This window comes from Streptomyces sp. SD15, assembly GCF_054462255.1.
This window is the reverse complement of record NZ_JBTLMO010000003.1, coordinates 1-26,108: the sequence shown is the minus strand read 5'-3', so window position 1 is coordinate 26,108 and position 26,108 is coordinate 1. Positions and strand designations below refer to the sequence as shown.

Below are 26,108 nucleotides of genomic sequence, written 5' to 3'. Positions count from 1 at the left end.
CTTCGTTTTCCCTGAACCCACGGGGACCGTGGCTCTGTTCTCGTACAGCTACGGCGAACGGACATGCAGGTGTCAGTAGCCCAGGTCACCTTGTGTGTGAGCTATCAGTCGAAGCTCCGGCCGGTGGGAGGTCTCTCCCGCAGCATCCGCGGGCCTGCAACGGGTCCGCGACGCCCTGCCGCCCGCACCGGCGACCCGTACGTCCCACCCGCCCCGCGGCCGGCAGGCGACGAGGTACCTCCCGAGCTGCTGGCGCTGGTCACGATCCACTCGGCGGCGACAGTACTCGAACCCCATGGCCGGCGAGGCGCGCGGTGCGCTCGGTCCGAGTGACGATGGCGGTCGGCCGTGGCGGGCGCATCAGGTCGGCACCCGGCACAGCCCCAAGCCCGGCGGCTTTCTCGTGATCGGCGACCAGGCAGTGCAGGCAGCAGTGACACATCAGGGCGTGAGCGCCGGCGATGCGGCCTCCCATGCAAACCCGTCCGGGTCGGTGAAAGGCCCGGCATCGCCACCGATCATGAGCCGGTGCGATCCGGTGCCGTCGGGAGAGACTCCGGCGTCCTTGGCAAGGGCACGGCGCCTGTACAGCGCCAGCTTGACGGGACTCGCCCCAGCAGCGAACTCGACGTACATCCGGCCGAAGCTCTTCGCCACGGCAAGGCCTTGGTCGACGTAGAACCGCTTGCTCGCGGTCACGTCCGCGACTCCCAGCAGGAGCACGATCTCGTCGATCTGCCTGGTGGCAGGGCCGGTGTCCTTCTTCGCCGAGGTCGCGACCTTCCAGATCGTCCCGTCCGGGGCTTGTACGACACCGCCGTAGCCCCAGAGCGACTTCGCGGCAGGCTTCAGCGGCGTGGCGCCGGCGTCGAGGGCGGCGTCGATGAGGCTGTTGACGGTGGCCGGCTGGGACACCGTGAGCGACAGCGTGAACCCACGGAAGCCGGTTGTGGGTGCCTGCGAGGCCCGCAGGCGTATCTGCGTGTCCAAATCGAAGGCGGCGGTGTAGAAGCGGTTGGCGGCCGTGGGGTCGGCCACGTCGAGGGTGACGGATTCGATGGATGCCATGACCATCACGCTAGTTGCGGCTCGGCGACCGGCGCTTCTTCATTCCTGACCGGTCTTGTCACCTGCTTCGCCACACACGGCGGCATCCCCGCCGCAGCGCCCGTTGCGCGGCGCCGGCAGGCGCTGGGCGGCATGCCGACCAGCTCGGTGAAGCGGGTGCTGAAGGTGCCCAGCTGAGCAGCCGACCGCGAAGCAGACCTCGGTGACGCTGAGGTCGCCACGACGCAGCATCGCCGTCGCGCGCTCGATGCGACGCGTCATCAGGTACGCGTACGGCGACTTGCCGTAGGCCTGCCGGAACTGGCGGCTGAGGTGCCCGGCGGACATGTTCACGCCGTGGGCGAGTGCCTCGACGTCGCACCCCCAAGCGGTGCGTCGCTATCTCCGCCCGCTGCGGACCGGCCTCGGCTCGATCCGGTTGCCCGCCCCCGTACTACGCGACACCTTGCAAGAAGCCATGCGTCACCTGCCTCGCGGTGCCCGGCATGACCTGGGCCGACTCGTGCAGCGAATAGACACCGAGTTCGAGCGTCGCACTCTGCCGGACCCTGGCCCGGCGGGCGAGTGGACCGCGGGCCGCTGGTGGTGGTGGCGAATCCGAGAGCGCTGACCGATGGAAACACCCGACTCGTCCACGCTCTCGGAAACCTCGAACGCCTTCTGCACCGTCAGAAACCCGACGCCGTACTTCCGCTGAAGGGCACGGTTTTTCGACAGACTCTGACGCGAATCACGGCGGACCGCCGCGTACAGATCGACCTTGGACTGCGGCAGCCCCCCGGCCCCCTCGTCGTGCAGAGCACAACCATGGTCGCGAAGCAAGCGCCTGGGTGCTCTCAAAACTCGGTTCTGGCACAGGTCTTGGGGAGTGGTCGTGGAGCGTAACAGCAGCGTTCGATTGCGAGGGTTCGGGATTGGCCTGGCAGGCGAAGATCTGAGCCTCTGCCGCCGATATCCTGCGTGACATGATCAACTCATATGCGGGCCTTGACGATGCTGGGGTCGCGATAGCTGCGGCACGTGCCGGCGCGGACGTAGTGCGCAACATGTACGGCCAGCGGCTTGCCCGCACCGACAAGGGCGCCGGGGACTTCGCCACCGCCGCCGATGTCGAGGCCGAGGAGACGATCCTCAGCATCATCCAGGCTGCCCGGCCCGATGACGCTGTGCTTGGCGAAGAGGGCGGGCAGCAGGGTGCCGCAGAGGCCGCGCGCCAGTGGCTGGTGGATCCCCTGTGCGGCACGCTGAACTACGCCGTCGGCAACATGCTCGTGGCCGTCAACGTGGCGCTGCGCGGCAGCGCGGCTGCAGTGGCCGACCCGTTCAGCGACGAGATCTTCTTCACCGATGGTGAGACCGCCTGGGTGCGACACGATGGTGCCGATGCCCAGCTGGCGCCCACATCTGCCACCCAACTCGTGGATGTCAATCTGGATCCGCCGTTCCCCAGCGCGCCCGGCTTCCGGGCTGTGGACCTGCTGACCCAGCACCGGTTCGTGGAACGGTTCCGGCCCCGGGTCGTGTCCACCACTCTGGCGTTGGCCTGGGTCGCCGCTGGCAAGCGCGCCGCATACGTCACGGATGGCGGCGACCTGTCCGGGAGCGTGCATTTCGCTGCCGGCATCGCTCTGTGCCAGGCCGCTGGCTGCGTAGTCACCGGGATCGACGGCGGCCCGATCGGACAGGCAGGCCGCGGACTTGTCGCGGCCGCGGACGGCGAAATCCACCAGCTGCTGATGTCGATGATCCGCAGCTGAAGCCGCGCAACAGATAGAACAGCTGCGGCCGCACTCCTGAGCGGCGAACGGGGAGCGTAAGAAGCGCCATCATCCGCAGCCCGCGCAGGGTCAGCGCTGTCCAAACCCGTGAACATTTCGACGCGCCCGCGGGCGCCGAATGCTTCCAAACTGATGGACAAGCGTTGCCCGTTCCGGCGCTGATCCTGGGGAGCGGTCGCGGAGGGTTACTGAAGCAGGATCATCTTGCGGAGTAGTTCGAATCCGGCTCGTCCGTAGAGCTGCCTTTTGATCTTTATCCTCGGCTGCCAACGCGGGATGGCCATCGATCCGGAGCTTGCGCAGCGCGGCGACAGCGCCTGGTGGATCGGCCGGTAGAAGTGATTCGGCGCGAGCCGGTCGAGGTGCGCGAGCTGGCCGGGGTCGAGCAGGTCCCGGCTGCGGCCGAAGGTGTGGCAGAACAGCCGCTCCGCGCTGCACGGCGCGTCCGGCCGCAGCCAGTTGCTCACATCCACGGCCCGGACGAGCCGATCATCAGCTGCCTTCGGCTGGGGTGGCGAGGCCAGAGTCCGCCGCAGCCGTCCGGCGTCGATCCGGCCGCGGTTGAGAGCGTCGTAGCGCGTGTTGTGCCCGCGGCGGTGCTCGGCCAGCAGCGTCAGGTCCACCGGAATCGTCACCGGCGCGTCGGCGCAGAGCACGGCGTCGGTCAGCTCGAACAGTTCGTCACGGCGGGCAGTCAGACACGCAACGAAGTCGTCCCGGAAGTGTGACGCCACAGCGAACGGCTCCCGCTGGGCATCGTGATGCAGCAATCCCATCCTCCACGGTCCTGAGGGGGAGAGGCGCATGCAGGAGACAGCCGGGGGCGGCGCACCGGGTCCGGCGAAATGACGGGCTTTCCTCGGCCGCTTCGCTCCGGCGTTCTGTGACGTGGCGAATCCTCGCCAGGTGGAGGGCCAGTTGATGGCCAACGCCATCCCCCCTCTCTTCGGGTACCTCCCCCCTCGAGACACGGCAGCGGTTCCAAAACGACCAAACACTCGCAGCGTAGAAGAAAAGCGTCCAGGATCACGGGTCAACTTCACATGACGGCGTGACCCGATGCGTCGATCGGGCCCCTGCACCGCGCGAAGCTCCGGTCCGAGGCGACGGAGGCCGTCGAGTGACGGCCGCGGCGCCCGCCATGCGCATCCGTTTGACCAGCGCATGGGCGATTGCCGCGACCGCGTCTCGTCAGCGGTGTGGCGTGTGCCGAAGTGCTGCGGTCGGACATTCGGCCGGGGGATCAACAGCTACGCGTTTTCCCACGACCCGTCCGGAACCCTCCGACCCACGTACGCCGCTCGACGCACTGCCCAACGACTGCCTCACGGCGTAGGTCCCAGGGCGGGCGGGGCGGCGTCGGCGGACGTCCCCCAGCCGGACGGTTCGGCGCCGACTGTAAAGGAGAGCGACCGCAGGCCTCGGAGCGACTCGGTCGTCAGATACGTACGGCCGTAGGAGGAACCGTCGACCCTCGCCGACTGGATGTACCGGTCACGGTCCGAGGTGCCCGTCGCTGTCACGGTCAGGGCGCCCCGAGGGTAGTAGCGCCGGTCGAGCGTCAGATCGACCCGCTCGAAGACGGGCGTCGACAGGCCCCAGGTGTCGTAGCCGGGCTGCACCGGGAAGATCCCGATGGACGAGAGCACGTTCCAGGCGGACATCGTGCCGAGGTCGTCGTTGCCGGTCATGCCGGTCGGCGCGTCCGTGAACAAGGTCAGCGCGGCGTGCACCACATCGGTCGTCTTCCACGGCTGACCGGTCGACAGATACGTGTACGGGGCGATCAGGTCGGGCTCGTTCTGCGGGTTGTACTTGTCCGCGTTGTAGTAGTCGTACGGGCCGTTGACCCACACCTCTCGTGCGGTCTTCGCCGGCTCCTTCAGAAGCTGCTCGTACGCGAAGAACGAGTCGAGCCGGTCGTTGGCCGTCTGCTTGCCGCCGATCAGGTCGACCATGCCCGGCAGGTCCTGCGGCACGAGCCACTGGTACTGCCAGGACGTGCCCTCGTGGAAACCCTCGCTCACGGCCGGGTCCGCCGGTCCGGTAAAGGTGCCGGAGGCATCCCGCGCGCGGAAGAAGCCGGTCGAACCGTCGTAGATCTTCCGGTAGTTCTGGGACCGTGCGGCATAGCGTGCGGCGTCCGCGCCGTGGCCCAGATCCCGTGCCATCGCGCCGAGCATGGCGTCCGACAGGGCGTACTCCAGGGTCGCGGAGGCTCCGTGGTCGTAGTCCGAGTCGCCGGGCTTCGCGTGTGGGCGGTCCTTGACGTACGGCGCGAAGCCGTTCGCGGTGTACTCCTTGTTGGCTTCGCGGCCCACCGCGGGCGAATCGGCGGGCGGCACTCCGTCGGCATTCTTCTTCAGGGCGCGGTAGGCCCGTTCCTCGTATCCGTTGAGCAGGCCCTGCTGGTAGGCGTTGGTCAGGAACGGGGTGACCGGGTCGCCGGTCATGATGTTCGTCTCGACCGTGCCGTAGCCCCACTTGGGCAGCCAGCCGCTGTCTTCGTCGATCTTGATGACGGAGATCGCCATGTCCCTGGCCTCACGCGGCGCGAGCAGGGAGAGGAGCTGCGACTGGGTGCGGTAGGTGTCCCACAGCGACCAGTTCTGGTAGTAGGTGAAGCCCTGTGCGCGGTGGACCCGCTGGTCCCAGCCGGTGTAGCGACCGTCGGCGTCGCTGCCGATGTTGGGCGCGAGGAAGGACCGGTAGAGCGATGAGTAGAACGTGCGGCGCAAGGTGTCACCGCCGCCCTGGGCGCGTACGTCGTCGAGCCGGTCCTCCCACGTGCGGTGCGCCTGGCTCCGGACGGCGTCGAACGAACGGCCCTCCTCGGAGCGGAGGTTGAGGGCGGCGCCGCGGGCGTCCACGTACGAGAGCGCGGTGGTCGCTTCGACTGTCCGGTCCTTCGTCGTGTCGAAGCGGACGAAGGCGCCGTTGCGTTCCGCGCTCACGGATTCCTTGGAACCCTCGGTGACGGTATCGCCGTTCCAAGTGCCCGAAGTGGTGAACGGGCGGTCGAAGCGGGTGACCGTGTAGACGGTGTACGGCTTGGTGTCCTGGCAGAAGCCACTGCCGGTGATGGCGGTGCGCACCGTGCGGTTGTCGAGGATCTCGACCTTGGTGGAGATCGTCCTGTGCAGCGACTGCCCCGCGTTGAGCAGGACGTTGGCCTTGTCCGTGGCCGGGAAGGTGTAGCGCTGCACCCCGGTCCGGGCGGTCGCGGTCAGCTCGGCCTCGATGCCGGTCTTCAGGTCGACCCGGTACGAGCCGGGGCTCGCCCACTCGCTGTCGTGGCTGAACTCCGCCTCGTACTTGCCGTAGTCCGTCTCGGTGACGTCACCCGTGGTCGGCAGCACGGGCAGGTCGCCGCCCAGGCCGCAGCCGACGCCCGAGAGGTGGACGAGGGAGAAGCCGCGGATGTGATTCTGGGAGTAGTCGTAGCCGGTGTTGTGGCCGGTGTCCGGCGAGAACTGCACCATGCCGAAGGGCACGGCTGCGCCGGGGTAGGTGTTGCCTTCGTTCTCCGTTCCGATGAACGGGTTGACCAGATCGGTGAGCGGGGCGCTCGGCGGGACGGCCGCCCGAGCCGCCGGAACCGCGAGGGAGCCGCCGAGGAGGATGGTGGTCGCCACCACCATCCCCGCATCGCGTAGCCGTTGAGTCCATCCCATGGGCGGGAATGCCTCCTCGAAGCCTAGACAACGTTGTCAAGGGTAGGGCGCGATCATTCTTCGTCGTGTACACGTAATCGTCAAGTGCTGCGAGCGGACCGGCAGTTCAGCGGATCACGCGAACCTGTAGCCTTCCGCGACCGATCACGCGAGCCGGTCGCCGGCGCGTTCGCGCAACTCGGGTGCACCGAGGTGTCCACGGTCAGGGGCAAAGGCCCATCTGCTCCAACGGGGCTCCACTGCCTACGTTTCGTTCCGACGCCGAGCCTCACCAACTCGCGTGCCACCAGCGCAAAGAAGTCGGCCCGTCCAAAACGGGTGCCGTCACCACGCTGATCACTGTCCGAGTGTCCGCGCTCGGTCGCGTAATTTGTGCGACTGCTGGAGGGTGGCGTATGCCCACGCAATTCATGGACGTCAAGGAGATCGCGGAGTACGTGACGGTGCGCCGCATCAACTGGATCCTGCTCCCTCTCATCGGGCGGTTGGCCGAGATGATGCTGAGGCAGCGGTCCGGGCACTGATGACAGTCCGTCCGCGCTCCGATTCCGGGAAGTGGTTGAGCATCTCGCGCAGTTCCTCGGCATCGACGTTGGCGCCGAACGGCTCGGTGCCCGGTTCGAGCCGTACTCCTGCGGCAAGTGGCCCTGCAACGACGGGGTCGAAGCCGAAGTCGTCGACGAGGTGCGCGACGAGGACAGGGTGAGGAGCGCGCTGAGAATGGCGGCGGTGACGTACATCGGATGGTTCCTTCCGTGCGGCCTCCGCCGCGAGCGCGGGGACACAGGAAGTTGTTGATCCGTCAACTGGCAACTCTCGCGCGGCGGAGCGGGCCGGGCCGTGTGGGGGTGGATGCCTACGCCTTGGCCTCAATGCCTCGAGCTCTGACAACAGATAGATGACCAGTCAACGATTAGCTGCATTCATGCGCCTGAACGAGACACCGCAGCCGGCGCCGTGGATCTCCACGCCGTCGAAGCCGATGCGCTCGGCCGCGGCCGCCGCCTCGGCGTAGGCGGCGATGACATCGTCGATGTCCCGCTGTGTCATCGTCGCGCCGTTACGCGTGCCGTCGACTCGCCTCGGCCTCGCCACCTGCCTGATCACCCACCGCCACGTCCAGCGCCTTTGTTGGGACCTCCAAGGAACCATTCATGGCTCACACCGACTTGTCACCAGCCGACGACTCGGACCGCGACGACGTCAGCCTCCGGTTGCTGTGGCCCCAGTGGCAGGGCGCCGGCGCATCGATCGTCGGGTTTGTCGGCGACGAATACGCGACACCTCAACATGCGCGCCTACCAGTCCAACCCCCAAGCAGGGCTCGGTGCGCGCCGGACGGTGGGCGGTGGTGAGTGGGCGGCGGTCCGGCTGCGGCAGCCGCTGGCGTCGCGATCGCCAAGGCGGCGGGCGCGGCGGCAAAGCGCCTGCGTCGTAGCAACGGGTCCCGCGCGCCGGATGCTCGGGACCTGCATGACGGCTGTGTACGGCTAAGCAGGCCGGGGGACTGCGGCGAACGGCGGTAGTGTGAACCAGCCCGGGACTGCTCGCCGTAGACTCTCCGGGCCCTGGACCGTGAGGGCACCGGTGCTCAGAGCGTCGGACCAGCCCAGGTCGCCGCGCCAGATCTCGACCATGTGACGCAGGCTCGCGGAGACGGTGACGGCCACCTCGAAGCCCGGGTCCAGGTCGCAGACGTCGGCTTCGGAGGCTGTGATCACGAGCCACCATTCGCGGTTGCGTGTGGCCACGTCCGAGAACATGAACCGGACCACCGTGCGCCCTTCCGGGACGGCGTCATGGTTGATACGGCGATGCATGTCCCACAGCAGCAGTTTCGGGTCGAGATCCTCGTCGCCGAGCTCTCCGATCCAGCGGATGCCCCAGATGCTCAACGCCTCGACCACCGGCCGCAGTTCCTGGCCTGCCGGGGTCAGAACGTAGCGCACTTGATGGTCCTTTGGGCGTCGCTCCACGATTCCGGCGCGCATGAGCTGCTGCAGCCGCTTGGAAAGGAGCGTGGGGGACATCCGCGGCACCCCGCGCCGCAGTGCGTTGAAGTGCTCGGTCCCCTCCATCAATTCGCGCACGATGAGCAGCGTCCAGCGTTCGTCGAGCAGTTCCATCGCCTTGGCGACGGGGCAGAACTGGTAGTACGAGGACCCCATGGGTGCACGGTAGGTGCCCGGCGGCGGCGCGGCTACAGCGCGGGACGATCCTACGGCTCGCGCCCGGCGGCCGCTGGTACAGATTCCGTACTAGGACGGGAGCCCCGCACGCTCCTATCTTCGGTGCTACGGCAATAGACACCGGAGGGCAGCCATGACCGAAGCGATCGACGCCGTCGAAGCTGACCGCGCACTCAAGACGAAACACCGGAAGATGTGGGCGCTCGGTGACTACTCTGCCGTGGCCACCCAGCTGATCCAGGACCTCGGCCCGGAACTGGTCCAGGCATGCGGGGTCAGGGGCGGCGAACGCGTGCTGGATGTTGCGGCCGGATCGGGCAATGCCGCGATCCCTGCCGCCCTGGCCGGGGCGCACGTCGTGGCCTGCGACCTGACGCCCGAACTGCTCGAGGCCGGGCGCAAGCTCGCGGCCGACCGCGGCGCCGAGTTGGAGTGGCGTACGGCCGACGCGGAGGAACTGCCATTCGCGGACGGAGAGTTCGACACCGTCATGTCCTGCGTGGGGATCATGTTCGCCCCGCACCATCAGGCCGGCGCGGACGAGTTGGTCCGGGTCTGCCGCCCTGGCGGCACCATCGGGCTGCTCAACTGGACCCCGGAAGGATTCATCGGCGAGCTTTTCGCCACGATGAAGCCGTACGCCCCCAAGAGCCCGCCCGGGGCCCAACCCCCGCCGCTGTGGGGCCGTGCGGACCACGTCCGCAGCCTCCTCGGCGACCGGGTGAGCGACGTCGAAGCGCACCGGCGCACCGTACGGGTCGAGCGCTTCGAGAAGCCCGCGGCCTTCCGGGACTACTTCAAGACCAACTACGGCCCGACCATCGCCACCTACCGCAACGTCGCGGACGACCCCGACCGGGTCGCCGCGCTGGACAAGGCCCTCGACGACCTCGCCCAGCGCCACATCGACGTGGCGGACTCCGCCGGTATGGATTGGGAGTACCTCTTGGTGACGGCCCGTAAGCGCAGGTGAGGAACAGAGCGTCGGCCGCCTCGCCCCTGACGCGTCTCTTGGATGCACGTCAGGGGCGGGGACGCGATGCGCCACCCTATCTCCGATGGGTGTAGCTCCTCTGGAGGGACAGGCTGAGGTGGGGCTTCGCCACATCGGCCGCGCGCGGTGCGGCTGCCTGTCGGGAGCGCGCCGCAGATGGTCGCACCAGCCGGAACCAAGATCGCAGCAAAGCCGTCGCTACCCGTCCCCGGACTGCATTGTGCCGGAGACCGGATGGCTCTTATGATTTCCGGCGTGGGCTGCTGGGTCCCGCGGGGTGCATAAGCCGGACGGCACCCCTCTCCCATTCCGCTGGGACATACCGGACGACGGCACCCCGCCTGAGGCACAGGCCGCCGCGGCCCTGCGCCAGCTGGCCGAGGAGGACCCGAAGACCTACGGGCAGGTGTGCGGCGGAAACCGCGAACGCGCCGAAGAACTCGGGTTCCCCTGGCCCGACGGCGCCTAACCCTCGCGCCCGCAGGGGTAGCTCGGCCCCCTTCGACGAGCCGTTGCGAGGACCGCTCCAGGCCTTTCGCGGAGCGGGCGTTGCCGCCCAGCCTGCGCACCGCGTCCATGCTGAAGTTCATCAGGAACTCCGTCGGCGGCCAGCTGCGCGCGCTGCGGCGTGCCGTCATGGTCCCCACGAGCCGGCCGTAGGGCAGGCCGAGGCCGCACGGGTCCAGGAACAGGAACAGCGGCGCGCGCACCACCTGGTCCTCGGTGAAGAAGCAGGTCCAGCGCAGCTGATGCTGGTTCAGGTGCTTGGTCGCCACCCGCATGCGATCTCCGCCGATCCGGGCTCGCCGCTTTCGTACCGGCCCTCGCCGGCGTACCCGTCCAGGTACACCACGCGCTTTGCTCACGGCGCCATGCGGTGGGACAGGTCTCTGTTTGCCGTTCGGATCGGCGTCCATCGACGCCGATCCGGACGGCGGGTGGCAGGTTCTGGATCGTCTGTCTTCAGTTTCTGCTGTGGCTCAGAGGGCGTGGTGCATGATGTGGAGCCCGACGTAACCCTTCGAGGGATGTCGGAAGCCTTCCGGCAACGTGCCCAGCACCTCGAAGCCGATGGACCGATACAGTTTCACCGCATGCACGTTCGTCTCAACGACCGCGTTGAACTGCATCGCCCGGAAGCCGGCCGCGCGCGCCCACTCCACCGTGTACTCACATAGCGCTCGGCCCACGCCCTGGCCAGAGTGCGCTGGGTCGACCATGTAGCTGGCGCTCGCGATGTGTGAGCCGTTGCCCATGTGGTTGTTGTTCATCTTCGCCGTGCCGAGGATGGTTCCGGCGTCGTCGACGGCGACGACCGTGCGGTTCGGGGCCGGCAGGAGCCACCAGTCGCGGCCCTGCTCCTCGCTGAGATCGATCGGATAGGTGAAGGTTTCACCAGCGGAAACGATCTTGTGGAAGAAGGGCCAAATGACAGGCCAGTCCTCGGCGTTGGCTTCCCTGATCAGCATGCGGACAGGATGTCGGCCTGCGCCACGGGGGCGCCAACGCTTTTCGCGCCCGGGGCCACATCACGTGAGAAGCTGAGTCACGTCCTTTTTTCGCAGGTCACGGGGACATGAAGGGTGGTAGTGATCCCGCTTGCGGTTCGGTTGGGCGTCGATGGTCGCTGTTCCGAACGGCAGCGGCAGCGCGTTGGTCGTCAGGAGGCTGCGAGGGTGACCGGCAATGCCTCGGTCTGGCGGCGGGGGCGGGCCAGGCGGCGGGACATGAGGGTGATGAAGGCCCACTGGATGTGGGCTTCGGCGTGGGACATCAGGCGCTCATAGTCCCTCGCGTTGCGCCGGGCCCGCATCGTCCACGAGTTACTCCGTTCCACCCCCACCTCTTCGGCAGCAGAACGAAGGGATGCTCGGCGTGCAGGCGGGCGAGTAGGACGCGGGCCGCGTCGCGTTCCTGGACGTCGGCAGGGGTGACCAGCAGATCGACGAGCAGGCCGTAGTACTGGTCAACAGGGATGCCGCTTCCACCCATTTATATGCTTGTTCGAATCGTATCCGCGCGTCGCGTTCGACACTGTCTCCGCGCCTTTGACGGACTGGGCGTCCACGATCACCCGGACGGGCGGTGGGCTGGATGAAGATGGTGCGGATGGTCGCCGCGGCCATTTCCCCGGATCCCTTGGGTATCACGGAGAACACGTTCCTCAGGAAGTGGAGCTGTGCGGAATTAACGTGGTGGATTCCCCTGTCGGGGAACGGAGGAGGCCAAGAGGCGCCGACAGTTCGGTATTTCCTCGGGGCTGCTTTGAGGTGGAATCCGTCTTCTTCGAGGAGCGGGCGCACGTCGAGGAGAGCGTTGCCGATGGTGCGGCGGCTCACCTGGAACAGCTCGGCCACGACCTTGCCGGCGCAGACCCGGCGGTGGAAGAGCACGGCGGCCAGCAGGCGCTCCGCGTCGCCGATCTTTTGAGGAAAGATGCCGCCGCGGGTGCCCGGCTGACGGGGGCCGCCTCGCTGTTGGTGACGGCGCCGTTCCACTCGGGCGGCCTGAGTTCTCCTGGAGCGCCGTTGAATGCTTGCCCCTGTAAAGCCAGGGGGTTGTTCCTCCTTTGTGTGCTCTGCCGTCCGGTGAGGTAATTTCGGGATTCTTGAAGCGTTCTCATCTCGTCCGACCGATCTGCGGTCCGGCCGCAGGCGAGGAGGCTCGGGTTGGAGCGGTACTTCTTCCTCGATGACGCGGACCGGGAGCTGAACCGGGACGCCACACACTCTTGCCCAGCCCCGGCTGCACCAAGGCCCCGGTCACGGACCGTAATCACCCTGTCAGCTCCTCCAGGCTGCCGTCGCGCGCCGGAGAGGGCAGAGTGGGGCCGTGGCGCGACCCGCCGAGCGCACAGGCGCCGGCCGTATCCCTGCGCCATCGGGTCCTTCCCACCGGCCGACGCAGGTCAGGAGACCGCCCATGGCAGCAGGAGCGAGCAACACCACCGCGAATGCCGACTGGGGCAAAGCGAACTTCAACGACATCTATGACTGTCCCGACCCCCGCCCGTACTTCGCAACCCTGCGATCCCTGGAGTACCAGATACCCCACCATGGCCAGGCCGTCTTCCGGGCACTGACCTATGCCCTGCGCCGGCTGCACCCCGACCGGACGCCACTGAACGTGGTGGACCTGTGCTGCTCCTACGGGATCAACACAGCTCTCCTCAACTACCGTGTCACTCTGGCGGACCTGTTCACCCGGTACGCCTCCCACCACCTCTCCGCCCTGCCGGCCCGGCACCTCGCGGCCGAGGACCGGACCTTCTTCGCAGCGCGCCGCCGCCCGGAAGCCGCAACGGCGACAGGCATCGACTCGGCAGCCCGGGCCGTCGGATACGCCCGCGCCGTCGGCCTGCTCGACCACGCCTTCGCGGAGAACCTCGAAGTCACCGAACCGAGCCCCGCCCTGCGCCGCACACTGGCGGGCACGGACCTCATCACCGTCACAGGCGGCGTCGGCTACGTCTTCACCCGGACCTTCACCAGGCTTCTCGACTGCATGCCGACCCCGCCGTGGGTCGCGGCGTTCGTGCTGCGCACTGTGCCCTACCAGCCGATCGCCGATCTGCTCGCCCGGTCGGGCCTGGTGACGGAGAAACTGCCCACCCGTACCTTCCGGCAGCGCCGCTTCGCCGACAGCGCCGAACGGTCCGCAGCGTTCGACGCCCTGGCTGTGAACGGACTGCACACGGCAGACAAGGAAGCGGACGGCTACTACCACACCGATCTGTATGTCTCCCGGCCCGCTCCCGACGTCGCGGCGCTGCCTCTCGCACGCCTGCTGTAACCCGAGGCGCGACGGCGAACCGTCGGTGCCTGGCTGGAACACCGGCGTCTGCCCGGCACCTAACACCTTTTGCCGACGCCGTCGACGAAGGCCCGTCAGTGGTGGCCGTGCCGGCCGAGGGTCTCCACGGAGGTCGCGCCGGGGCGGGTCCACTGCGGCACGGGCCGGCTGGTCGGGCCCCAGGTGGCGTTCCCGTCCGCGTCCGAGCGCCAGAACCAGCACGAGCGGCGCCCCTCGGGCCAGCCCTCGGGCTTGTCCTCCTGCCCCGACTGGCCACCGCGCGTGCCCAGGCCCAGCGCCCGCTCGATAGGCCGGTCGACCTGTCCCGCCTCCAGACCGCCGGGCTGACCACCCACATCGCCGAACTCGACCAAGCCATCGCCGAACTGCGCCCCATCACCGAAGACCCCGCACATGACTGACCGGTTCGGAGCTGCGCCTGCGGCACGCACTGGGAACTGCCAGCGTTCCCCTACGGTCGGGCGTCGACCAGGCCATCGTGCGTGCCTTCGAGCGGATCATGTCCGGACACCTCGAGCACACCGACGGCACCTGCACCATCACCGCGCTGTGCATCGAGGCGGGCATCTCGCGCGCCACCTACTACCGCTCACCCGTGGCGAAGGCCCTCACCGTGCTTCTCCACGCACCGGACACGCCCCGTCCCCAGACCGACACTCTCACCGCCGAGATCGCCCCCCTCAAACGAGCCGACCGCGCCCTGCGCTCCCAGCACTCGGCCGTACAGCGAGAGATGCGCGCCACCATCGCCGCGTACGCCTATCAGATCCAGGCCCTCAGCCTGCGCAACGCCGAACTCGAAGCGGAGAGTGCCGCCCTGCGCGAGCACCTTCACCAGTCCGACGGCACGCTCTCCTCCCTTCCGGTGACGTCCTGAGCCGTTGGCTCCGAAGAGGTGCGCACCATCTGGGTCTTCGGCCTCGGGGAACATCGGTACAGCGGTGGCCGGCCCGAAGAAGCCGGTGAGCTCGCGAATACGTTGAAGTCCGAACTGCTGGCGCGGCACGAGTGGCCAACAGCGACCGACGAGGACCTCTCCGGCCCCTCTCGCTGACGCAACCGCCCCCTCCGCGTCAGAGCGAGTCAACCGGTTGGTCGTGCCCAAGACTCACGCCGTCGGAGAGTCTCGCGGCCAAGTTCGCTGGTCCGCGTCCGCGACGATTTCAGATACGGGCTCGAAGGCAGCGTTCCCCCGGGGGTCGATGCTCGCTGGATTCGTCAGGATCGCGCTCACGACAACACCGAAGAGGTGATCGACGCGTGGCGCGAGCGAGGGTTGATCGCCGAGCCACGCGAGCGACCCGGCCAGCGCGAACAGGTCGGTGCCGTCGATGTCGGTTCGCGCCATGCCCTCAGCCTGAGCGCGGGCAAGGAGTCGCGTGCCGGCCGCGCGCATCGTGACGCACGAAGCGTGAAGTGCGGACTGCGTGTCCTCAATGGCAGTCACCATCAACGCCACAACGCCGCGATAGTTGTGCGCGCATGCGACGAAGTCGCGCAGCCACGACACCAGCGCATCGTCGGGCGAGCTCGACGTTTCGAGCGCGTCTGCCTTTGCCGTCAGCTCGTCGAAGCTCGTGCGAAGCAAGGCCTCGAGCAGCGCCTCTCGCGTCGGGAAGTGACGGAGCAGCGTGGCGAGCCCTACGCCGGCTCTGCGTGCGATGTCGCGCATCGATGCCTCGGCGCCTTGCTCGGTGATGACGGCGCCCGCAACTGCGAGCAGGTGGTCGTGATTCTTCCTGGCGTCGGCCCGCATCTGTCCCTCTTGACTATCCGGATCACTGATCCATATATTCGGATCAGTGATCCGTATAACCGGATCACTGATCCGGTGAGCGTATCCCGTGACGGGGGCAGGAGAAAACGATGCCGACACGCACGATGAGGGTGATCAGGGTGCATGAGCACGGCGGCCCTGAGGTTCTGCGTTGCGACGAGGTACCGATTCCCGATCTGAAGCCGGGTGAGGTGCTCGTTCGCGTTCACGCGGTCGGCGTCAATCCTCCGGACTGGTACCTGCGCGACGGGCTGACCAACCTGCCTCCGGAGACGAGGCCGAAGTTCAGCTTGCCCGTGATTCCGGGGACGGACGTGTCGGGCGTCGTCGAGGCCGTCGCCGCGGATGTGGACGGCCTCTCCGTCGGTGATGAAGTCTTCGGTCTCCTTCGCTTTCCCAGCTTCGATGGCAGCGCATATGCCGAGTACGTGGCCGCGCCTGCGTCGGACCTCGCACGCAAGCCGGCCGGCATCGATCACGTGCACGCCGCCGGGGCGCCCATGGCCGGACTGACGGCGTGGCAGTTCCTGATCGAACTCGGACACGATCACCCGTCGCCCTTCCAAGCGGCGCAGCATCGCCCGATGGCACTCGACGCCGACACGACGGTGCTCATCAACGGCGCCGCGGGCGGCGTGGGGCACTTCGCGCTACAGCTGGCGAAGTGGAAGGGTGCACGGGTCATCGCGGTGGCATCGGGCGCGCATGAGTCGTTCCTGAGCGAGCTCGGCGCCGACCAGTTCATCGACTACACCAAGAGTCGTCCCGAGGAACTCGTGCACGACGTCGACCTTGTTCTCGACGCCGTCGGTGGTCGCGACAGCAGCCGCTTCCTGCGCACCCTCAAGCGCGGCGGCGCCCTGTACCCGGTGTTCTTCGGCGACTACGACGACGAAGAGACCGCGAAGCTGGGCGTCACGGTGTCGGGCACCCAGGTCCGCTCGAACGGCGCGCAACTCGCTGAACTGGGACGCCTGCTCGACGCGGGCACGGTCCGCGTCGCGATTGACAGCACGTTTCCGCTCGCGGATGCCCGAGCGGCGCACGAACGCGCCGCCCGAGGGCATATCCAAGGCAAGATCGTGCTCACGGTCGCTTAAGACAGCGTTCCGTCGCTGCGCCGTGGGGGCCCGTAGCGCACCCCGGGCCCCCAGGTGCCCGGCCGGCTCCGTTCAGGCTGCCCGTACGGTACCGAGGTCGGCCGGCACCGTCAGGTCCGCGGCTGTGGCGGACCGGACTTCGTCGACGGTGACGCCGGGGGCGAGTTCGGCCAGGACGAAGCCGTCCCGGGTGATGTCGACCACGGCGAGGTCGGTGATGATGCGGTGGACGACGGCGCGGCCGGTGAGCGGCAGGCTGCATGTGTCCACGAGCTTGGGGGTGCCGTCCTTGGCGGTGTGTTCCATGAGGACGATGACCCGGCCGGCGCCGTGGACGAGGTCCATGGCGCCCCCCATGCCCTTGACCATCTTGCCGGGGATCATCCAGTTGGCGAGGTCGCCCGAGGAGGAGACCTGCATGGCCCCGAGTACGGCGGCGTCGATGTGGCCGCCGCGGATCATGCCGAAGGACAGGGCGGAGTCGAAGAACGAGGCGCCGGGCAGGGTGGTGACGGTCTCCTTGCCGGCGTTGATGAGGTCGGCGTCGAGTTCGTCCTCGGTCGGGTAGGGGCCGACCCCCAGGATGCCGTTCTCGGACTGCAGGACCACTTCGACGCCGGGCGGCAGGTGGTTGGGGATGAGCGTGGGCAGGCCGATGCCGAGATTGACGTAGCTGCCGTCGGTCAGTTCCCGGGCGGCGCGGGCTGCCATCTGCTCGCGGGTGAGAGCCATGTCAGGCACCGCCTTCCTGTCGAACGGTCCGGCGCTCGATGCGCCGCTCGGCTGCGGGGTCACCGGGAGTGACCCGGACCACGCGCTGGACGAAGATGCCGGGCAGGTGGACCTCGTCGGGATCGAGCTCGCCCGGTTCGACGAGGTGGTCCACCTCGGCGATGGTGATCCGCCCGGCCATGGCGGCGAGCGGGTTGAAGTTACGGGCGGACGAGCGGAAGACGAGGTTTCCGTGCCGGTCGCCGATGGTCGCGCGGACCAGCGCGAAGTCGGTGGTGATGCCGTGTTCGAGCAGGTGCGGGCGTCCGCCGAAGTCCCGTGTCTCCTTGGCGGGCGAGGCGACGGCGACCGACCCGTCGGCGGCGTAGCGCCAGGGCAGTCCGCCCTCGCCGACCTGGGTCCCGGTTCCGGCGGGGGTGTAGAACGCGGGGATGCCGGAGCCGCCGGCCCGCAGCCGTTCCGCCAGCGTCCCCTGGGGCACGAGCTCGACCTCCAGTTCACCGCTCAGGTATTGGCGGGCGAATTCCTTGTTCTCGCCCACGTACGAGCTCGTCATGCGGGCGATCTGTCCGGCGGCGAGCAGGAGTCCGAGGCCCCAGTCGTCGACGCCGCAGTTGTTCGAGACGATCCTGAGGTCGCGCACGTCACGCTGCCACAGGGCGTCGATCAGCGTGCCCGGTATGCCGCACAGCCCGAAGCCGCCTACCGCGAGCGAGGTGCCGTCGGAGATGTCGGCCACCGCCTCCGCGGCGCTCGCGACTGTCTTGTCCAGACCCATACGGTCCCTTTCCCTCGGGCAGCCGGGTTGACCGTGCTGGTCAGAGCCGGTGCCAGTACAACCGACTGGCAGCGAGCCTAGGCAGCCGGCAGAGGGGCGACCATGGCTGTCATCCATACATCGACCCCGGTGGAGGTGGTGGTGATCACCTGCACCGGGGCCCTTGGTGAGGGGATCAGGCCGAGCAGCTGGAGTCCGCGACGACGTAGTGGCCGGGGGCGGTCTGCTTGAGGGTCCCATGGGCTGACCGGAGCCCGTGGCGTAGGCGTAGCCGCCGCTCTGGTAGGCGCGTCCGGCGACCGTGTGGTTGTAGTTGCTCGCCGTGTGGCACGTGGGCGTGTACCCGGTGGTGGTCGTGGTCACGGCGGAGGAGACCGTGCCGGCCGCGCCCGCCGTGTCGACGGCCGCCACGGTGTAGCTGTACGTCGTCCCGGTGGCCAGGCCGGTGTCGGTGAAGGCGGTCGAGGCGGTGGTGCACACCTTCGTGCCCCCGCGGTAGACCTGGTACGAGGCCGCGCTGACCACCGCGCTCCAGCTCAGGGACGCCCTGCACGCCGCAGGGCTTCCCGGCCGGATCGGAGTTCCTCTGGCCGTACCACCACAAGGTCTACTGGGACCTGACCCCAGCGCATCTACCACTCGGCCTCGGCTTCGACGGGACGGCCGAGGCGGGCACCCCGTACTGCGCGACGGGCACACCGGCCTGTGACACCGACTACGACTACGCGGCCCGCCCCGACGAGGTCAGGGCGGCCGTAGAACGGATCGCGCTGACCGGGCGCATAGGCAAGCCACTGATCACCCTGCACGGCACCCTGGACGTCCTGCTGCCCATCGGCCAGGACTCCGACGTCTACGCCCGCATGGCACGCAAGGCCGGCCGCGGCCACCTGCACCGCTACAACCGCAACGAGGGCGCCACGCACATTGACGCCCTGGTCGGCCTGTTCCCGGACAGGCTGCGTCCCCTCCGCCATGCCACCGCGCGGCGTTCACCGCGCTCGAGGACTGGCTTGGCGCAGGCCACCGGCCGCCCGCTTCCCGGACCATCGGCCTGCCCGCCCAGGCGGACGCCGCGGCCCTCCTGGACAGCTGCTCCCTGGACGGACGGGACGGCGCTCCTTCCTCGTCCCGTACCTGCCCCGCCTTCCGCGGCCCGGCCCGACCGCCGAGCCTATGGTAAAAAGAACCACTCATGGGCAGTGGTTTGTAGCGGTCGCTTACATGGGAGGAGCCCGAGGCTCTCCCTACTGTTTCCGGCCATGACGAACACATTTCCCACCCCGGCTCCCTTGCCGCCGCCTACCGCCCCGGTCGACCTGAGCGGACGCACGGCTCTGGTGACCGGCGGCGGCAGCGGCATCGGCCGGGCCTGCGTGCTGGCCCTGGCGCACGCCGGGGCCCTCGTGCACGTGGTCGACCGGGACGCCGAGGCGGCCAAGGCCGTCGCGGAGACCGCCGGCGGTGAGGCGCACGTGACCGACCTCGCGGACGGGGGAGCCATCGACCTTCTCCCGGCCGAGGTCGACATCCTGGTCAACAACGCCGGCCTGCAGCACGTGGCCCCGCTCACGGAGTTCCCGACGGAGCGCTTCGAACTGATCCAGAAAGTGATGGTCACCGCCCCGTTCCTGCTGATGCGCCGCGTCCTGCCGCACATGTACGCCCGCGGCTGGGGCCGGGTCGTCAACGTCTCCAGCGTCCACGGGCTGCGGGCCAGCGCCTACAAGTCCGCCTACGTCGCCGCCAAGCACGCCCTGGAGGGGCTGAGCAAGGTCGCCGCGATCGAAGGCGCCCCCCACGGTGTGACCAGCAACTGTGTCAACCCCGGATACGTCCGCACCCCGCTCGTCGAAGGCCAGGTACGGGACCAGGCCGCCGCCCACGGCATCAGCGAGGGCGACGTGCTCTCCAACGTCATGCTGGCCCGCTCGCCCGTCAAGCGCCTCCTGGAGTCCGAGGAGGTTGCCGCCGCCGTCCTGTGGCTGTGCGGCCCCCACTCCGGCTACCTCACCGGTACCTCCCTGCCGCTCGACGGCGGCTGGACCGCGAGCTGAACCGCAGCCCGCACCGGCCCGCACCACCCTCGTACCACCCCGTCCCGTCCCGTTCGTGAAACCCGGTGAATCCATGTCTGAGACCAAGCAGAGGGGCGGCATCGGCCGCATCGTCGCCGCGAGCCTGATCGGCACCACCATCGAGTGGTACGACTTCTTCCTCTACGGCTCGGCCGCCGCCCTCGTGTTCAACACACTGTTCTTCCCCAGCGTCGACCCGCTGGTGGGCACGTTGATCGCCTTCATCACGTACGCCATCGGGTTCGCCGCCCGGCCGCTCGGCGGGATCGTCTTCGGTCACTACGGCGACAAGATCGGGCGCAAGAAGCTGCTGGTGGTCAGCCTGCTGATGATGGGCGGCGCGACCTTCGCGATGGGCCTGCTGCCCACCTACGACACCATCGGCGTCGGCGCGCCGATCCTGCTGACTGTGCTGCGCCTGGTCCAGGGCTTCGCGCTGGGCGGCGAGTGGGGCGGGGCCGTCCTGATCGTCTCCGAGCACGGCGGAGAGAAGCACCGTGGCTTCTGGGCCTCCTGGCCGCAGGCGGGCGCTCCGGGCGGCAACCTGCTCGCCACCGGCGTGCTGGCGCTGCTGGCCGCGTTCCAGTCGGAGGCCGCCTTCCAGTCCTGGGGCTGGCGCGTCCCCTTCCTGCTGTCCGGCGTCCTCGTCCTGATCGGCCTGTGGATCCGTATCTCGGTTTCCGAGTCCCCGGTGTTCCTCGCCGCCCAGGCCAAGGCCGAGGCCGCCGCCGCGCAGGGCGTGAAGGAGAAGGCCCCGGTCGTCGAGGTGTTCCGGCGCAGCTGGCGCGAGGTGCTGTCGGCCATCGGCACCCGCTTCGGCGAGAACATCTCGTACTACATCCTGACCTCGTTCCTCCTGGTGTACGTCACCGTGCACCTGGGGCTGCCGAAGAGCACCGCGCTGAACGCCGTCCTCATCGGCTCCGCCGTCCACTTCGTCACGATCCCCCTGTGGGGCGCGCTGTCCGACCGCATCGGTCGGCGGCCGGTCACCCTGATCGGCTCCGTGGGCATGGCCGCCTGGGCGTTCGCCTTCTTCGGCCTCGTCGACTCCACGTCGTTCCCCGTGATCACCCTGGCCGTCACCGTCGGCTTGCTGCTGCACGGTGCGATGTACGGGCCGCAGGCCGCGTTCATCTCCGAGATGTTCGACACCAGGGTTCGCTACTCCGGCGCCTCGATGGGCTCCCAGCTCGCCTCCATCGTCGCCGGAGCCCTCGCCCCGATTATTGCTGTTGAACTCCTCAAGGACTACGGCTCCTCCGCCCCCATCAGCATCTACCTCTGCGCGGCCGCTGTGATCACCACCATCACCGTGGCTATCACCCGGGAGACCCGGGGCCGCGACCTCGCCGACTCGCGGGACGAGGAGTCGGTCGACGCTCCCGCGGTTGCCGCGGGCGACCGGGTGTAGCGCCGCCGCCGCACTCGTGAGCAGCCCGGTCCGCCATGATGGGGAACACGGCAGACCGGGCCCTGCACCGCATCAGCCCCTATACACGGCCCGAGAGGAGGCACCATGACCGCCGGCCGTCGAGCCGACGCCCGGACGCCCGCCCCCGCCGAGGCGGCCGCCCGCCGCCTGCTGGACCTCCTCGCCGCCGACGCCCCCGCCGAGGAGCTCGCCGCCCAGCCGGCCCGCTCGCGCGTCGGTGGGGCCGCCGCGGCGGACGTCGCGTGGATGGAGGAGACCACCGAGGTCGCCCTGTCCGTGCGGCGCGTACTCGACCAGTACCGCCGCCGGGAGGCGGAGCTGGTGGCACTGTTCGACACCGCGGGCGATCTGGCGGGCCTGCGGGACCTCGATGCCGTGCTCCGCGCCATTGTTCGCAGGGCGAGAACCCTGCTGGGCGCCGACGTCGCCTACCTGACCCTCAACGACCCGCTCGCCCACGACACGTTCATGCGCGTCACCGACGGATCCGTCTCCGCGGCCTTCCAGCAGCTCCGACTGGGCATGGGAGAGGGACTGGGCGGGCTGGTCGCGCAGACCGCACGCCCCTACGCCAGCACGGACTACCGCACCGACCAGCGCTACCGGCACACCGGGGCCATCGACGACGGTGTGGCCGAGGAAGGACTGCGCGGAATCCTCGGCGTCCCGCTGCGGGTGGGAGAGGAGGTCATCGGGGTGTTGTTCGCGGCGGACCGCACCCCGCGCGAGTTCACCCCCGACGCCATCGCCCTCCTCGGCTCGCTCGCCGACCACGCCGCCGTCGCGATCGACAGCGCCCGACTGCTTGAGGAGACACGCAGCGCCCTCACCCGGCTCGGAGCCGCCAACGCGACGGCCCGTGCTCACGGCGAGGCGTTGCACCGGGCCTCCGACGCCCACGACCGGCTCACCAAACTCGTGCTGCGAGGCGCGGGCATCGACGACGTGGCAGCCGAGATCGCGGCGCTGCTCCGGGGCGGAGTGGCCGTCCACGACACCGACGGCAGCGAGCTGGCCCGGGCCGGCACCGGACCGGTGATGCCCTCTGCCGAGAGCCTCGCAGCCTCGCGCACCGACGGCCGCGCGGTCCACGCGGACGACATCTGGACCTGCGCCGTTCTCGCCGGCACCGAGTCGCTGGGCAGCATCGTGCTGACCGGACGGGCGGACCTCTCCGAGGCCGACCGGCGCCTGTTCGAGCGCGCGGCGCTTGTCACCGCGATGCTGCTCCTCATGCGCCGGTCCGTTGCCGAGACCGAGGACCGGGTACGCGGCGAACTCCTCGACGACCTTCTCGCGGACCCCTCATCGTCGGCACGCTGGGACGGCGGAAGCCTGACCCTGCGGGCCCGGCGCCTCGGAATCGACCTCGCCCGGCCCCACGCCATCGCCGTCCTCGACTGCGTGCCGCCCCTGCGCCCCCGGCTCTCCGCCGAGACCGCCCGCAGAGCCCGCGGACTCGGCGGCCTGGCGGGAACCCGGCACGGCCACGTCGTCCTGCTCGCCCCGTCCGACCAGCCGGGGACCCTCGCCCGCGGCCTGGCCTGGGACCTCACCCGCGCCCTCGGCGCACCCGTGACCGTTGGAGCCGCAGGCCCCGGCCACGGACCGGAGCACCTCGCCGCCCTCCACTCCGAGGCTCTGCGGTGCCTGAAGGCGCTCCACGCCCTCGACCGGACCGGGGAGGGAGCCGACATCGCCGACCTGGGCTTCATCGGAGTCCTGCTCGGCGACCGGGCCGACGTCGGCTCGTACGTCGAACGCGTCCTCGGCCCCGTCCTCGCCTACGACGCCGAGCGCGGCACCGAGCTGCTGCGCACCCTGCGCGCCTACTACGACCACGGGGCCAGCCTCTCCCGCGCCAAGGACGCCCTCCACGTCCACGTCAACACGGTCGTCCAGCGCCTCGACCGCGTCGCGCAACTCCTCGGCCCCGACTGGAACACCCCCGCCAGGGCCCTGGAGACCCACCTGGCGCTGCGCCTTCACCAGCTCACCCGTGACGTCGGCGAAGCCTGAGCGCTGACGGGCTGCCCCAGCGCGTTGTGCATGGCGGGGGCAGGTTGCCGGGCGCCGTCGGGCCGGACGGCGCGGATCGACTTCAGCGCGGCCAGCGTGTGTTCACGGCTCCCCTCCTGCGGCGGTTGACACCCCACAACGTGTCGGGTGCCGGCCTCCTGTACGGCGACCGTCACGGCGCCGAGTCCGAGCGCCGCCGTGCCGAGCCGGTTGGACACCCGCATCCGGGCCGCGCGACCCCCGACGCTGGTGTGGATCACGTTGCGCACCGACGTCTCGAAGGCGACGCTGTCGTCGATACCGGCCCGCCGGCAGCGTTCCCGGTCGTCCGTCCATGAGGTGGGCAGATACAAGCGGCGGTCGATCAGGGTGCGTCCGCGGCTGGTGGCGTAGGCCGATCTGGGAGTTCTCGGTGCGGCCGGGGGCCGCATTTCAATAAGTGCTCGGTAGCGGGGTGTTGGTGGGAGTCTGAGATATGACTGCGTGTCTGCCAGGCCGCTTCGTTGCACAGGCGCTGCGGGCCAAGTTCGATCAGATTCAGATCCTGCCGCACTTCGATGAGCGTCGCCGTCGGTTGTACCTGGCCAGCGAGGCCACCGCTATCGGCCGCGGCGGGATCGCTCGAGTCGCCGCTGCCTCTGGCACCAGCACTGCCACCATCGCGCGTGGTATCGCCGAGTTGGCCGGTTGCACCGCGCCGACCTTACGGATCCGGGCTCCGGGCGCTGGCCGTAAGCGGCTCACGGACACCGACTCCGGTCTGCTTCCGGCACTGGAGGTACTGATCGAGCCGCACACCCGAGGTGATCCCGTCTCTCCGTTGCGCTGGACCGCTTTGTCACTTCGAGCCCTGGCCTCGACCCTTACCGCACAGGGCCACCCGGTCAGCGCTTCAACCGTCGGGCACCTGCTGCACGCCATGGGCGACAGCCTGCAGGGAACCGCGAAGACGACCGAGGGCGTCAGGCATCCGGACCGCGATGCCCAGTTCGCCCACCTGAACGCCACCGCCACCGCCTTCCTCAACGACATCCAGCCGGTGATCAGCGTCGACACCAAGGCCAAGGAATGGCTCGGGAACCGTGACCGGCCCGGTCGCACCTGGCGTCCGGGCAAAGATGCCATCAAGGTGGACTGCCACACGTTCACCACCAACGACCAGCCGATGGCCATCCCTTACGGGATCTATGACGTCGCCAACACCGGATGGGTCAACGTCGGAACCGACCACGACACCTCCGAGTTCTTGGTGGAATCCATCCGCCGCTGGTGGCAGAACCGCGGGCGAGCAGACCACCCGAATGCCACCCGGCTCCTGATCACCGCCGACGCCGGCGGCTCCAACGACCCCCGCCGCTGGACATGGAAGAACAACCTGGCCGCATTCGCACGGGAGAGCGGCCTGGAGATCACGGTCTGCCACCTACCGCCCGGGACTTCGAAATGGAACAAAACAGAGCATCGAATGTTCTGCCACATCACCGCGAACTGGCGGGGGCGACCGCTGACCAGCTACCAGGTCGTCATCGAGACCATCGCCGCCACAACCACCAAGACCGGGCTGACCATCGGGGCCGAGCTCGGCACAGGAAGCTACGACCTGGGCGTCAGTGTCACACCCGCCGAATTCCACGCCCTGGCGATCACAACCAACGCCTTCCACAGCGACTGGAACTACTCACTGGCTCCTGTCCCACCTCGAACGCCAGAGGTGCTGGCAGTCGGCCGCCGGATCGACCCGGACCTGACCATGATGCTCACCAATCCGGCCCTGACCGGCATGCCACGGACCGACTTCGAACACCTGGTGGCGATCTCGGAACCATACTGGGACGTCATGGCCGAGGCGGCATTCCAGCGACGGTTCCACCGCCCACGCAGCTACCCCCACCCGCAAACCAGCAGCCCGGACCACTCCCACCGACTCCTGGCAGCCATCTTGCGCCGCCGCAAAGCGGTGACCAGTACATTCCTGGCACAGTTGCTGGGCGTCACCCGCACCAACTTGTCCAACCAGTTCCAAGACGGAAACCGGCTCCTGGACTTGCACCGAGTTGTCGTCGCGCCTCTACCCGGCTCGGCAGCCCGCACGTTGGAACAACTGCATGCCCGGGCGACTCCCATCGAGCCCCTTCACTGACAGTTATTCAATTACGGGTCCCGGCGGTGCCGGAGTACTGCCGTTGCACGCCGGCCGAGCGGATGCCCTTCTTGAGGAAGCCGGTGTCATCGACGATCAGGACGCCGTCCCGGTCACCGAGGTGTTCGACGACGTAGTCACGCACGTCGTCCAGGACCTCGTCGGCATCCCACTCGATCCGGTTCAGCAACCGGTGAATACGATCGGGACCCCCGTGACCGGCCTCCTCCGCCAACGTCCAGCCGTTCTTCCGCTCCAGCGGAGCAACCAGCCCCCGCATATAAGCCAGTGCCGACTGACGCGGCTCCTCCCGGTTGAACCGGTGCACGAACCGCTCGTGCAGAGCGTCCAGTTCCCCGGCCCACAACCTGACATCAGCAAGGTCCCCACCCATGACCACGCCAACGACCGAGCTGGCCAGCAGTCACGGCAAGCACCGTTGCAGTACTAATACTTCAGCAGCGTTTCGCTATCTGGTCTGGTCAGAGGCGTCGTCCGGAGTGTAGTTGGCTGATGGTGTGTCAGGGGCGGCC

At 68.7% G+C, this 26,108-nt stretch carries 19 protein-coding genes and 8 pseudogenes; 12 read left to right on the top strand and 15 right to left on the bottom strand.

Annotated elements, in window-relative coordinates; genetic code table 11:
• Window positions 1-441: 441 nt before the first annotated feature.
• Window positions 442-1,068 (bottom strand): glyoxalase, encoded by a 627-nt coding sequence (locus ACX28W_RS03650; RefSeq protein ID WP_458997289.1) that lies wholly within the window; start codon window positions 1,066-1,068, stop codon window positions 442-444.
• A gap of 5 nt (window positions 1,069-1,073) precedes the next feature.
• Window positions 1,074-1,431: pseudogene (locus tag ACX28W_RS03645) on the bottom strand (helix-turn-helix domain-containing protein); the annotation flags it as partial.
• Between the two features lie 602 nt (window positions 1,432-2,033).
• Here ACX28W_RS03645 and ACX28W_RS03640 point away from each other — a divergent pair.
• Window positions 2,034-2,825, top strand: coding sequence for an inositol monophosphatase family protein (locus tag ACX28W_RS03640; RefSeq protein ID WP_458997288.1), 792 nt, complete (start codon window positions 2,034-2,036; stop codon window positions 2,823-2,825).
• A gap of 416 nt (window positions 2,826-3,241) precedes the next feature.
• On the opposite strand, the pseudogene ACX28W_RS03635 reads toward ACX28W_RS03640, so the two are convergent.
• Together ACX28W_RS03635 and ACX28W_RS03630 are read right to left on the bottom strand one after the other, a co-directional pair.
• Window positions 3,242-3,622: pseudogene (locus ACX28W_RS03635) on the bottom strand (transposase); the annotation flags it as partial.
• A 549-nt stretch (window positions 3,623-4,171) separates the two neighbouring features.
• Window positions 4,172-6,520 carry a GH92 family glycosyl hydrolase gene (locus ACX28W_RS03630; RefSeq protein WP_458997287.1) on the bottom strand — a complete coding sequence of 783 codons (2,349 nt, stop codon included), beginning with the start codon at window positions 6,518-6,520 and terminating at the stop codon, window positions 4,172-4,174.
• Window positions 6,521-6,915: 395 nt separating this feature from the next.
• On the opposite strand from ACX28W_RS03630, the gene ACX28W_RS03625 reads away from it, so the two are divergent.
• The gene (locus tag ACX28W_RS03625; RefSeq protein ID WP_458997286.1) at window positions 6,916-7,044 is read left to right on the top strand and encodes a hypothetical protein; all 129 of its coding nucleotides are present in this window, start codon (window positions 6,916-6,918) and stop codon (window positions 7,042-7,044) included.
• Window positions 7,045-7,075: 31 nt separating this feature from the next.
• The gene (locus ACX28W_RS03620) at window positions 7,076-7,318 is read left to right on the top strand and encodes a hypothetical protein (RefSeq protein ID WP_458997285.1); all 243 of its coding nucleotides are present in this window, start codon (window positions 7,076-7,078) and stop codon (window positions 7,316-7,318) included.
• A 153-nt stretch (window positions 7,319-7,471) separates the two neighbouring features.
• Here the strand turns inward: ACX28W_RS03620 and ACX28W_RS03615 are convergent.
• Window positions 7,472-7,600, bottom strand: a pseudogene (locus ACX28W_RS03615) (oxidoreductase); the annotation flags it as partial.
• A gap of 410 nt (window positions 7,601-8,010) precedes the next feature.
• On the bottom strand, window positions 8,011-8,688 hold the full coding sequence (locus tag ACX28W_RS03610) for a winged helix-turn-helix transcriptional regulator (RefSeq protein ID WP_458997284.1): 678 nt from the start codon (window positions 8,686-8,688) through the stop codon (window positions 8,011-8,013).
• 154 nt (window positions 8,689-8,842) lie between these two features.
• Here ACX28W_RS03610 and ACX28W_RS03605 point away from each other — a divergent pair, with 154 nt between their 5' ends.
• Together ACX28W_RS03605 and ACX28W_RS03600 are read left to right on the top strand one after the other, a co-directional pair.
• Window positions 8,843-9,682, top strand: coding sequence for a class I SAM-dependent methyltransferase (locus tag ACX28W_RS03605; RefSeq protein ID WP_458997283.1), 840 nt, complete (start codon window positions 8,843-8,845; stop codon window positions 9,680-9,682).
• Between the two features lie 298 nt (window positions 9,683-9,980).
• Window positions 9,981-10,172, top strand: coding sequence for a hypothetical protein (locus tag ACX28W_RS03600; RefSeq protein ID WP_458997282.1), 192 nt, complete (start codon window positions 9,981-9,983; stop codon window positions 10,170-10,172).
• Window positions 10,173-10,683: 511 nt separating this feature from the next.
• On the opposite strand, the gene ACX28W_RS03595 is transcribed toward ACX28W_RS03600, so the two are convergent.
• From ACX28W_RS03595 to ACX28W_RS03585, 3 genes and pseudogenes are all read right to left on the bottom strand, one after another.
• Complete coding sequence (locus tag ACX28W_RS03595; RefSeq protein WP_458997281.1) at window positions 10,684-11,172, bottom strand: GNAT family N-acetyltransferase; 489 nt, start codon at window positions 11,170-11,172, stop codon at window positions 10,684-10,686.
• Window positions 11,173-11,363: 191 nt separating this feature from the next.
• A complete protein-coding gene (locus tag ACX28W_RS03590; RefSeq protein WP_458997280.1) occupies window positions 11,364-11,540 on the bottom strand; it encodes a hypothetical protein in 177 nt (58 codons plus the stop codon).
• Between the two features lie 350 nt (window positions 11,541-11,890).
• Window positions 11,891-12,258 (bottom strand): annotated as a pseudogene (locus ACX28W_RS03585) (ISAzo13 family transposase); the annotation flags it as partial.
• 367 nt (window positions 12,259-12,625) lie between these two features.
• Here ACX28W_RS03585 and ACX28W_RS03580 point away from each other — a divergent pair.
• A complete protein-coding gene (locus ACX28W_RS03580; protein WP_458997279.1) occupies window positions 12,626-13,495 on the top strand; it encodes a hypothetical protein in 870 nt (289 codons plus the stop codon).
• A gap of 95 nt (window positions 13,496-13,590) precedes the next feature.
• Here ACX28W_RS03580 and ACX28W_RS03575 read toward each other — a convergent pair.
• Window positions 13,591-13,755, bottom strand: a pseudogene (locus ACX28W_RS03575) (DUF899 domain-containing protein); the annotation flags it as partial.
• Window positions 13,756-13,994: 239 nt separating this feature from the next.
• On the opposite strand from ACX28W_RS03575, the gene ACX28W_RS03570 reads away from it, so the two are divergent.
• On the top strand, window positions 13,995-14,393 hold the full coding sequence (locus ACX28W_RS03570) for a hypothetical protein (protein WP_458997278.1): 399 nt from the start codon (window positions 13,995-13,997) through the stop codon (window positions 14,391-14,393).
• 231 nt (window positions 14,394-14,624) lie between these two features.
• On the opposite strand, the gene ACX28W_RS03565 is transcribed toward ACX28W_RS03570, so the two are convergent.
• Window positions 14,625-15,272, bottom strand: a complete 648-nt coding sequence (locus tag ACX28W_RS03565) for a TetR/AcrR family transcriptional regulator (protein ID WP_458997277.1) — start codon at window positions 15,270-15,272, stop codon at window positions 14,625-14,627.
• 110 nt (window positions 15,273-15,382) lie between these two features.
• On the opposite strand from ACX28W_RS03565, the gene ACX28W_RS03560 reads away from it, so the two are divergent.
• Window positions 15,383-16,393, top strand: coding sequence for an NADP-dependent oxidoreductase (locus ACX28W_RS03560; RefSeq protein ID WP_458997276.1), 1,011 nt, complete (start codon window positions 15,383-15,385; stop codon window positions 16,391-16,393).
• Window positions 16,394-16,465: 72 nt separating this feature from the next.
• Here the strand turns inward: ACX28W_RS03560 and ACX28W_RS03555 are convergent, their stop codons facing one another.
• The gene (locus ACX28W_RS03555; protein WP_458997275.1) at window positions 16,466-17,125 is read right to left on the bottom strand and encodes a CoA transferase subunit B; all 660 of its coding nucleotides are present in this window, start codon (window positions 17,123-17,125) and stop codon (window positions 16,466-16,468) included.
• 1 nt (window position 17,126) lies between these two features.
• Window positions 17,127-17,903 carry a CoA transferase subunit A gene (locus tag ACX28W_RS03550; protein ID WP_458997274.1) on the bottom strand — a complete coding sequence of 259 codons (777 nt, stop codon included), beginning with the start codon at window positions 17,901-17,903 and terminating at the stop codon, window positions 17,127-17,129.
• 1,262 nt (window positions 17,904-19,165) lie between these two features.
• On the opposite strand from ACX28W_RS03550, the gene ACX28W_RS03545 reads away from it, so the two are divergent.
• The 3 genes from ACX28W_RS03545 (at window position 19,166) to ACX28W_RS03535 (ending at window position 23,435) form a co-directional block, all read left to right on the top strand.
• Window positions 19,166-19,960 (top strand): 3-hydroxybutyrate dehydrogenase, encoded by a 795-nt coding sequence (locus ACX28W_RS03545; protein WP_458997273.1) that lies wholly within the window; start codon window positions 19,166-19,168, stop codon window positions 19,958-19,960.
• A gap of 73 nt (window positions 19,961-20,033) precedes the next feature.
• On the top strand, window positions 20,034-21,395 hold the full coding sequence (locus ACX28W_RS03540) for an MFS transporter (RefSeq protein ID WP_458997272.1): 1,362 nt from the start codon (window positions 20,034-20,036) through the stop codon (window positions 21,393-21,395).
• Window positions 21,396-21,500: 105 nt separating this feature from the next.
• Window positions 21,501-23,435, top strand: coding sequence for a helix-turn-helix domain-containing protein (locus ACX28W_RS03535; protein WP_458997271.1), 1,935 nt, complete (start codon window positions 21,501-21,503; stop codon window positions 23,433-23,435).
• Window positions 23,436-23,701: 266 nt separating this feature from the next.
• Here the strand turns inward: ACX28W_RS03535 and ACX28W_RS03530 are convergent.
• A pseudogene (locus ACX28W_RS03530) lies at window positions 23,702-23,834 on the bottom strand (transposase); the annotation flags it as partial.
• Window positions 23,835-23,910: 76 nt separating this feature from the next.
• Here ACX28W_RS03530 and ACX28W_RS03525 point away from each other — a divergent pair.
• A pseudogene (locus ACX28W_RS03525) lies at window positions 23,911-25,712 on the top strand (ISAzo13 family transposase).
• Here ACX28W_RS03525 and ACX28W_RS03520 read toward each other — a convergent pair.
• Window positions 25,595-25,969 (bottom strand): annotated as a pseudogene (locus ACX28W_RS03520) (transposase); the annotation flags it as partial. The pseudogenes ACX28W_RS03525 and ACX28W_RS03520 sit on opposite strands and share 118 nt — an antisense overlap.
• Window positions 25,970-26,108 lie beyond the last annotated feature (139 nt).

What these genes read in the sequence shown, in the direction of transcription:
- ACX28W_RS03650 (WP_458997289.1), bottom strand. Translation starts at nt 1,068, where the DNA reads ATGGCATCCATCGAATCCGTCACCCTCGACGTGGCCGACCCCACGGCC.
- ACX28W_RS03625 (WP_458997286.1), top strand. Translation starts at nt 6,916, where the DNA reads ATGCCCACGCAATTCATGGACGTCAAGGAGATCGCGGAGTACGTGACG.
- ACX28W_RS03535 (WP_458997271.1), top strand. Translation starts at nt 21,501, where the DNA reads ATGACCGCCGGCCGTCGAGCCGACGCCCGGACGCCCGCCCCCGCCGAG.
- ACX28W_RS03540 (WP_458997272.1), top strand. Translation starts at nt 20,034, where the DNA reads ATGTCTGAGACCAAGCAGAGGGGCGGCATCGGCCGCATCGTCGCCGCG.
- ACX28W_RS03610 (WP_458997284.1), bottom strand. Translation starts at nt 8,688, where the DNA reads ATGGGGTCCTCGTACTACCAGTTCTGCCCCGTCGCCAAGGCGATGGAA.
- ACX28W_RS03565 (WP_458997277.1), bottom strand. Translation starts at nt 15,272, where the DNA reads ATGCGGGCCGACGCCAGGAAGAATCACGACCACCTGCTCGCAGTTGCG.
- ACX28W_RS03630 (WP_458997287.1), bottom strand. Translation starts at nt 6,520, where the DNA reads ATGGGATGGACTCAACGGCTACGCGATGCGGGGATGGTGGTGGCGACC.
- ACX28W_RS03545 (WP_458997273.1), top strand. Translation starts at nt 19,166, where the DNA reads ATGACGAACACATTTCCCACCCCGGCTCCCTTGCCGCCGCCTACCGCC.
- ACX28W_RS03640 (WP_458997288.1), top strand. Translation starts at nt 2,034, where the DNA reads ATGATCAACTCATATGCGGGCCTTGACGATGCTGGGGTCGCGATAGCT.
- ACX28W_RS03555 (WP_458997275.1), bottom strand. Translation starts at nt 17,125, where the DNA reads ATGGCTCTCACCCGCGAGCAGATGGCAGCCCGCGCCGCCCGGGAACTG.
- ACX28W_RS03550 (WP_458997274.1), bottom strand. Translation starts at nt 17,903, where the DNA reads ATGGGTCTGGACAAGACAGTCGCGAGCGCCGCGGAGGCGGTGGCCGAC.
- ACX28W_RS03560 (WP_458997276.1), top strand. Translation starts at nt 15,383, where the DNA reads ATGCCGACACGCACGATGAGGGTGATCAGGGTGCATGAGCACGGCGGC.
- ACX28W_RS03580 (WP_458997279.1), top strand. Translation starts at nt 12,626, where the DNA reads ATGGCAGCAGGAGCGAGCAACACCACCGCGAATGCCGACTGGGGCAAA.
- ACX28W_RS03595 (WP_458997281.1), bottom strand. Translation starts at nt 11,172, where the DNA reads ATGCTGATCAGGGAAGCCAACGCCGAGGACTGGCCTGTCATTTGGCCC.
- ACX28W_RS03605 (WP_458997283.1), top strand. Translation starts at nt 8,843, where the DNA reads ATGACCGAAGCGATCGACGCCGTCGAAGCTGACCGCGCACTCAAGACG.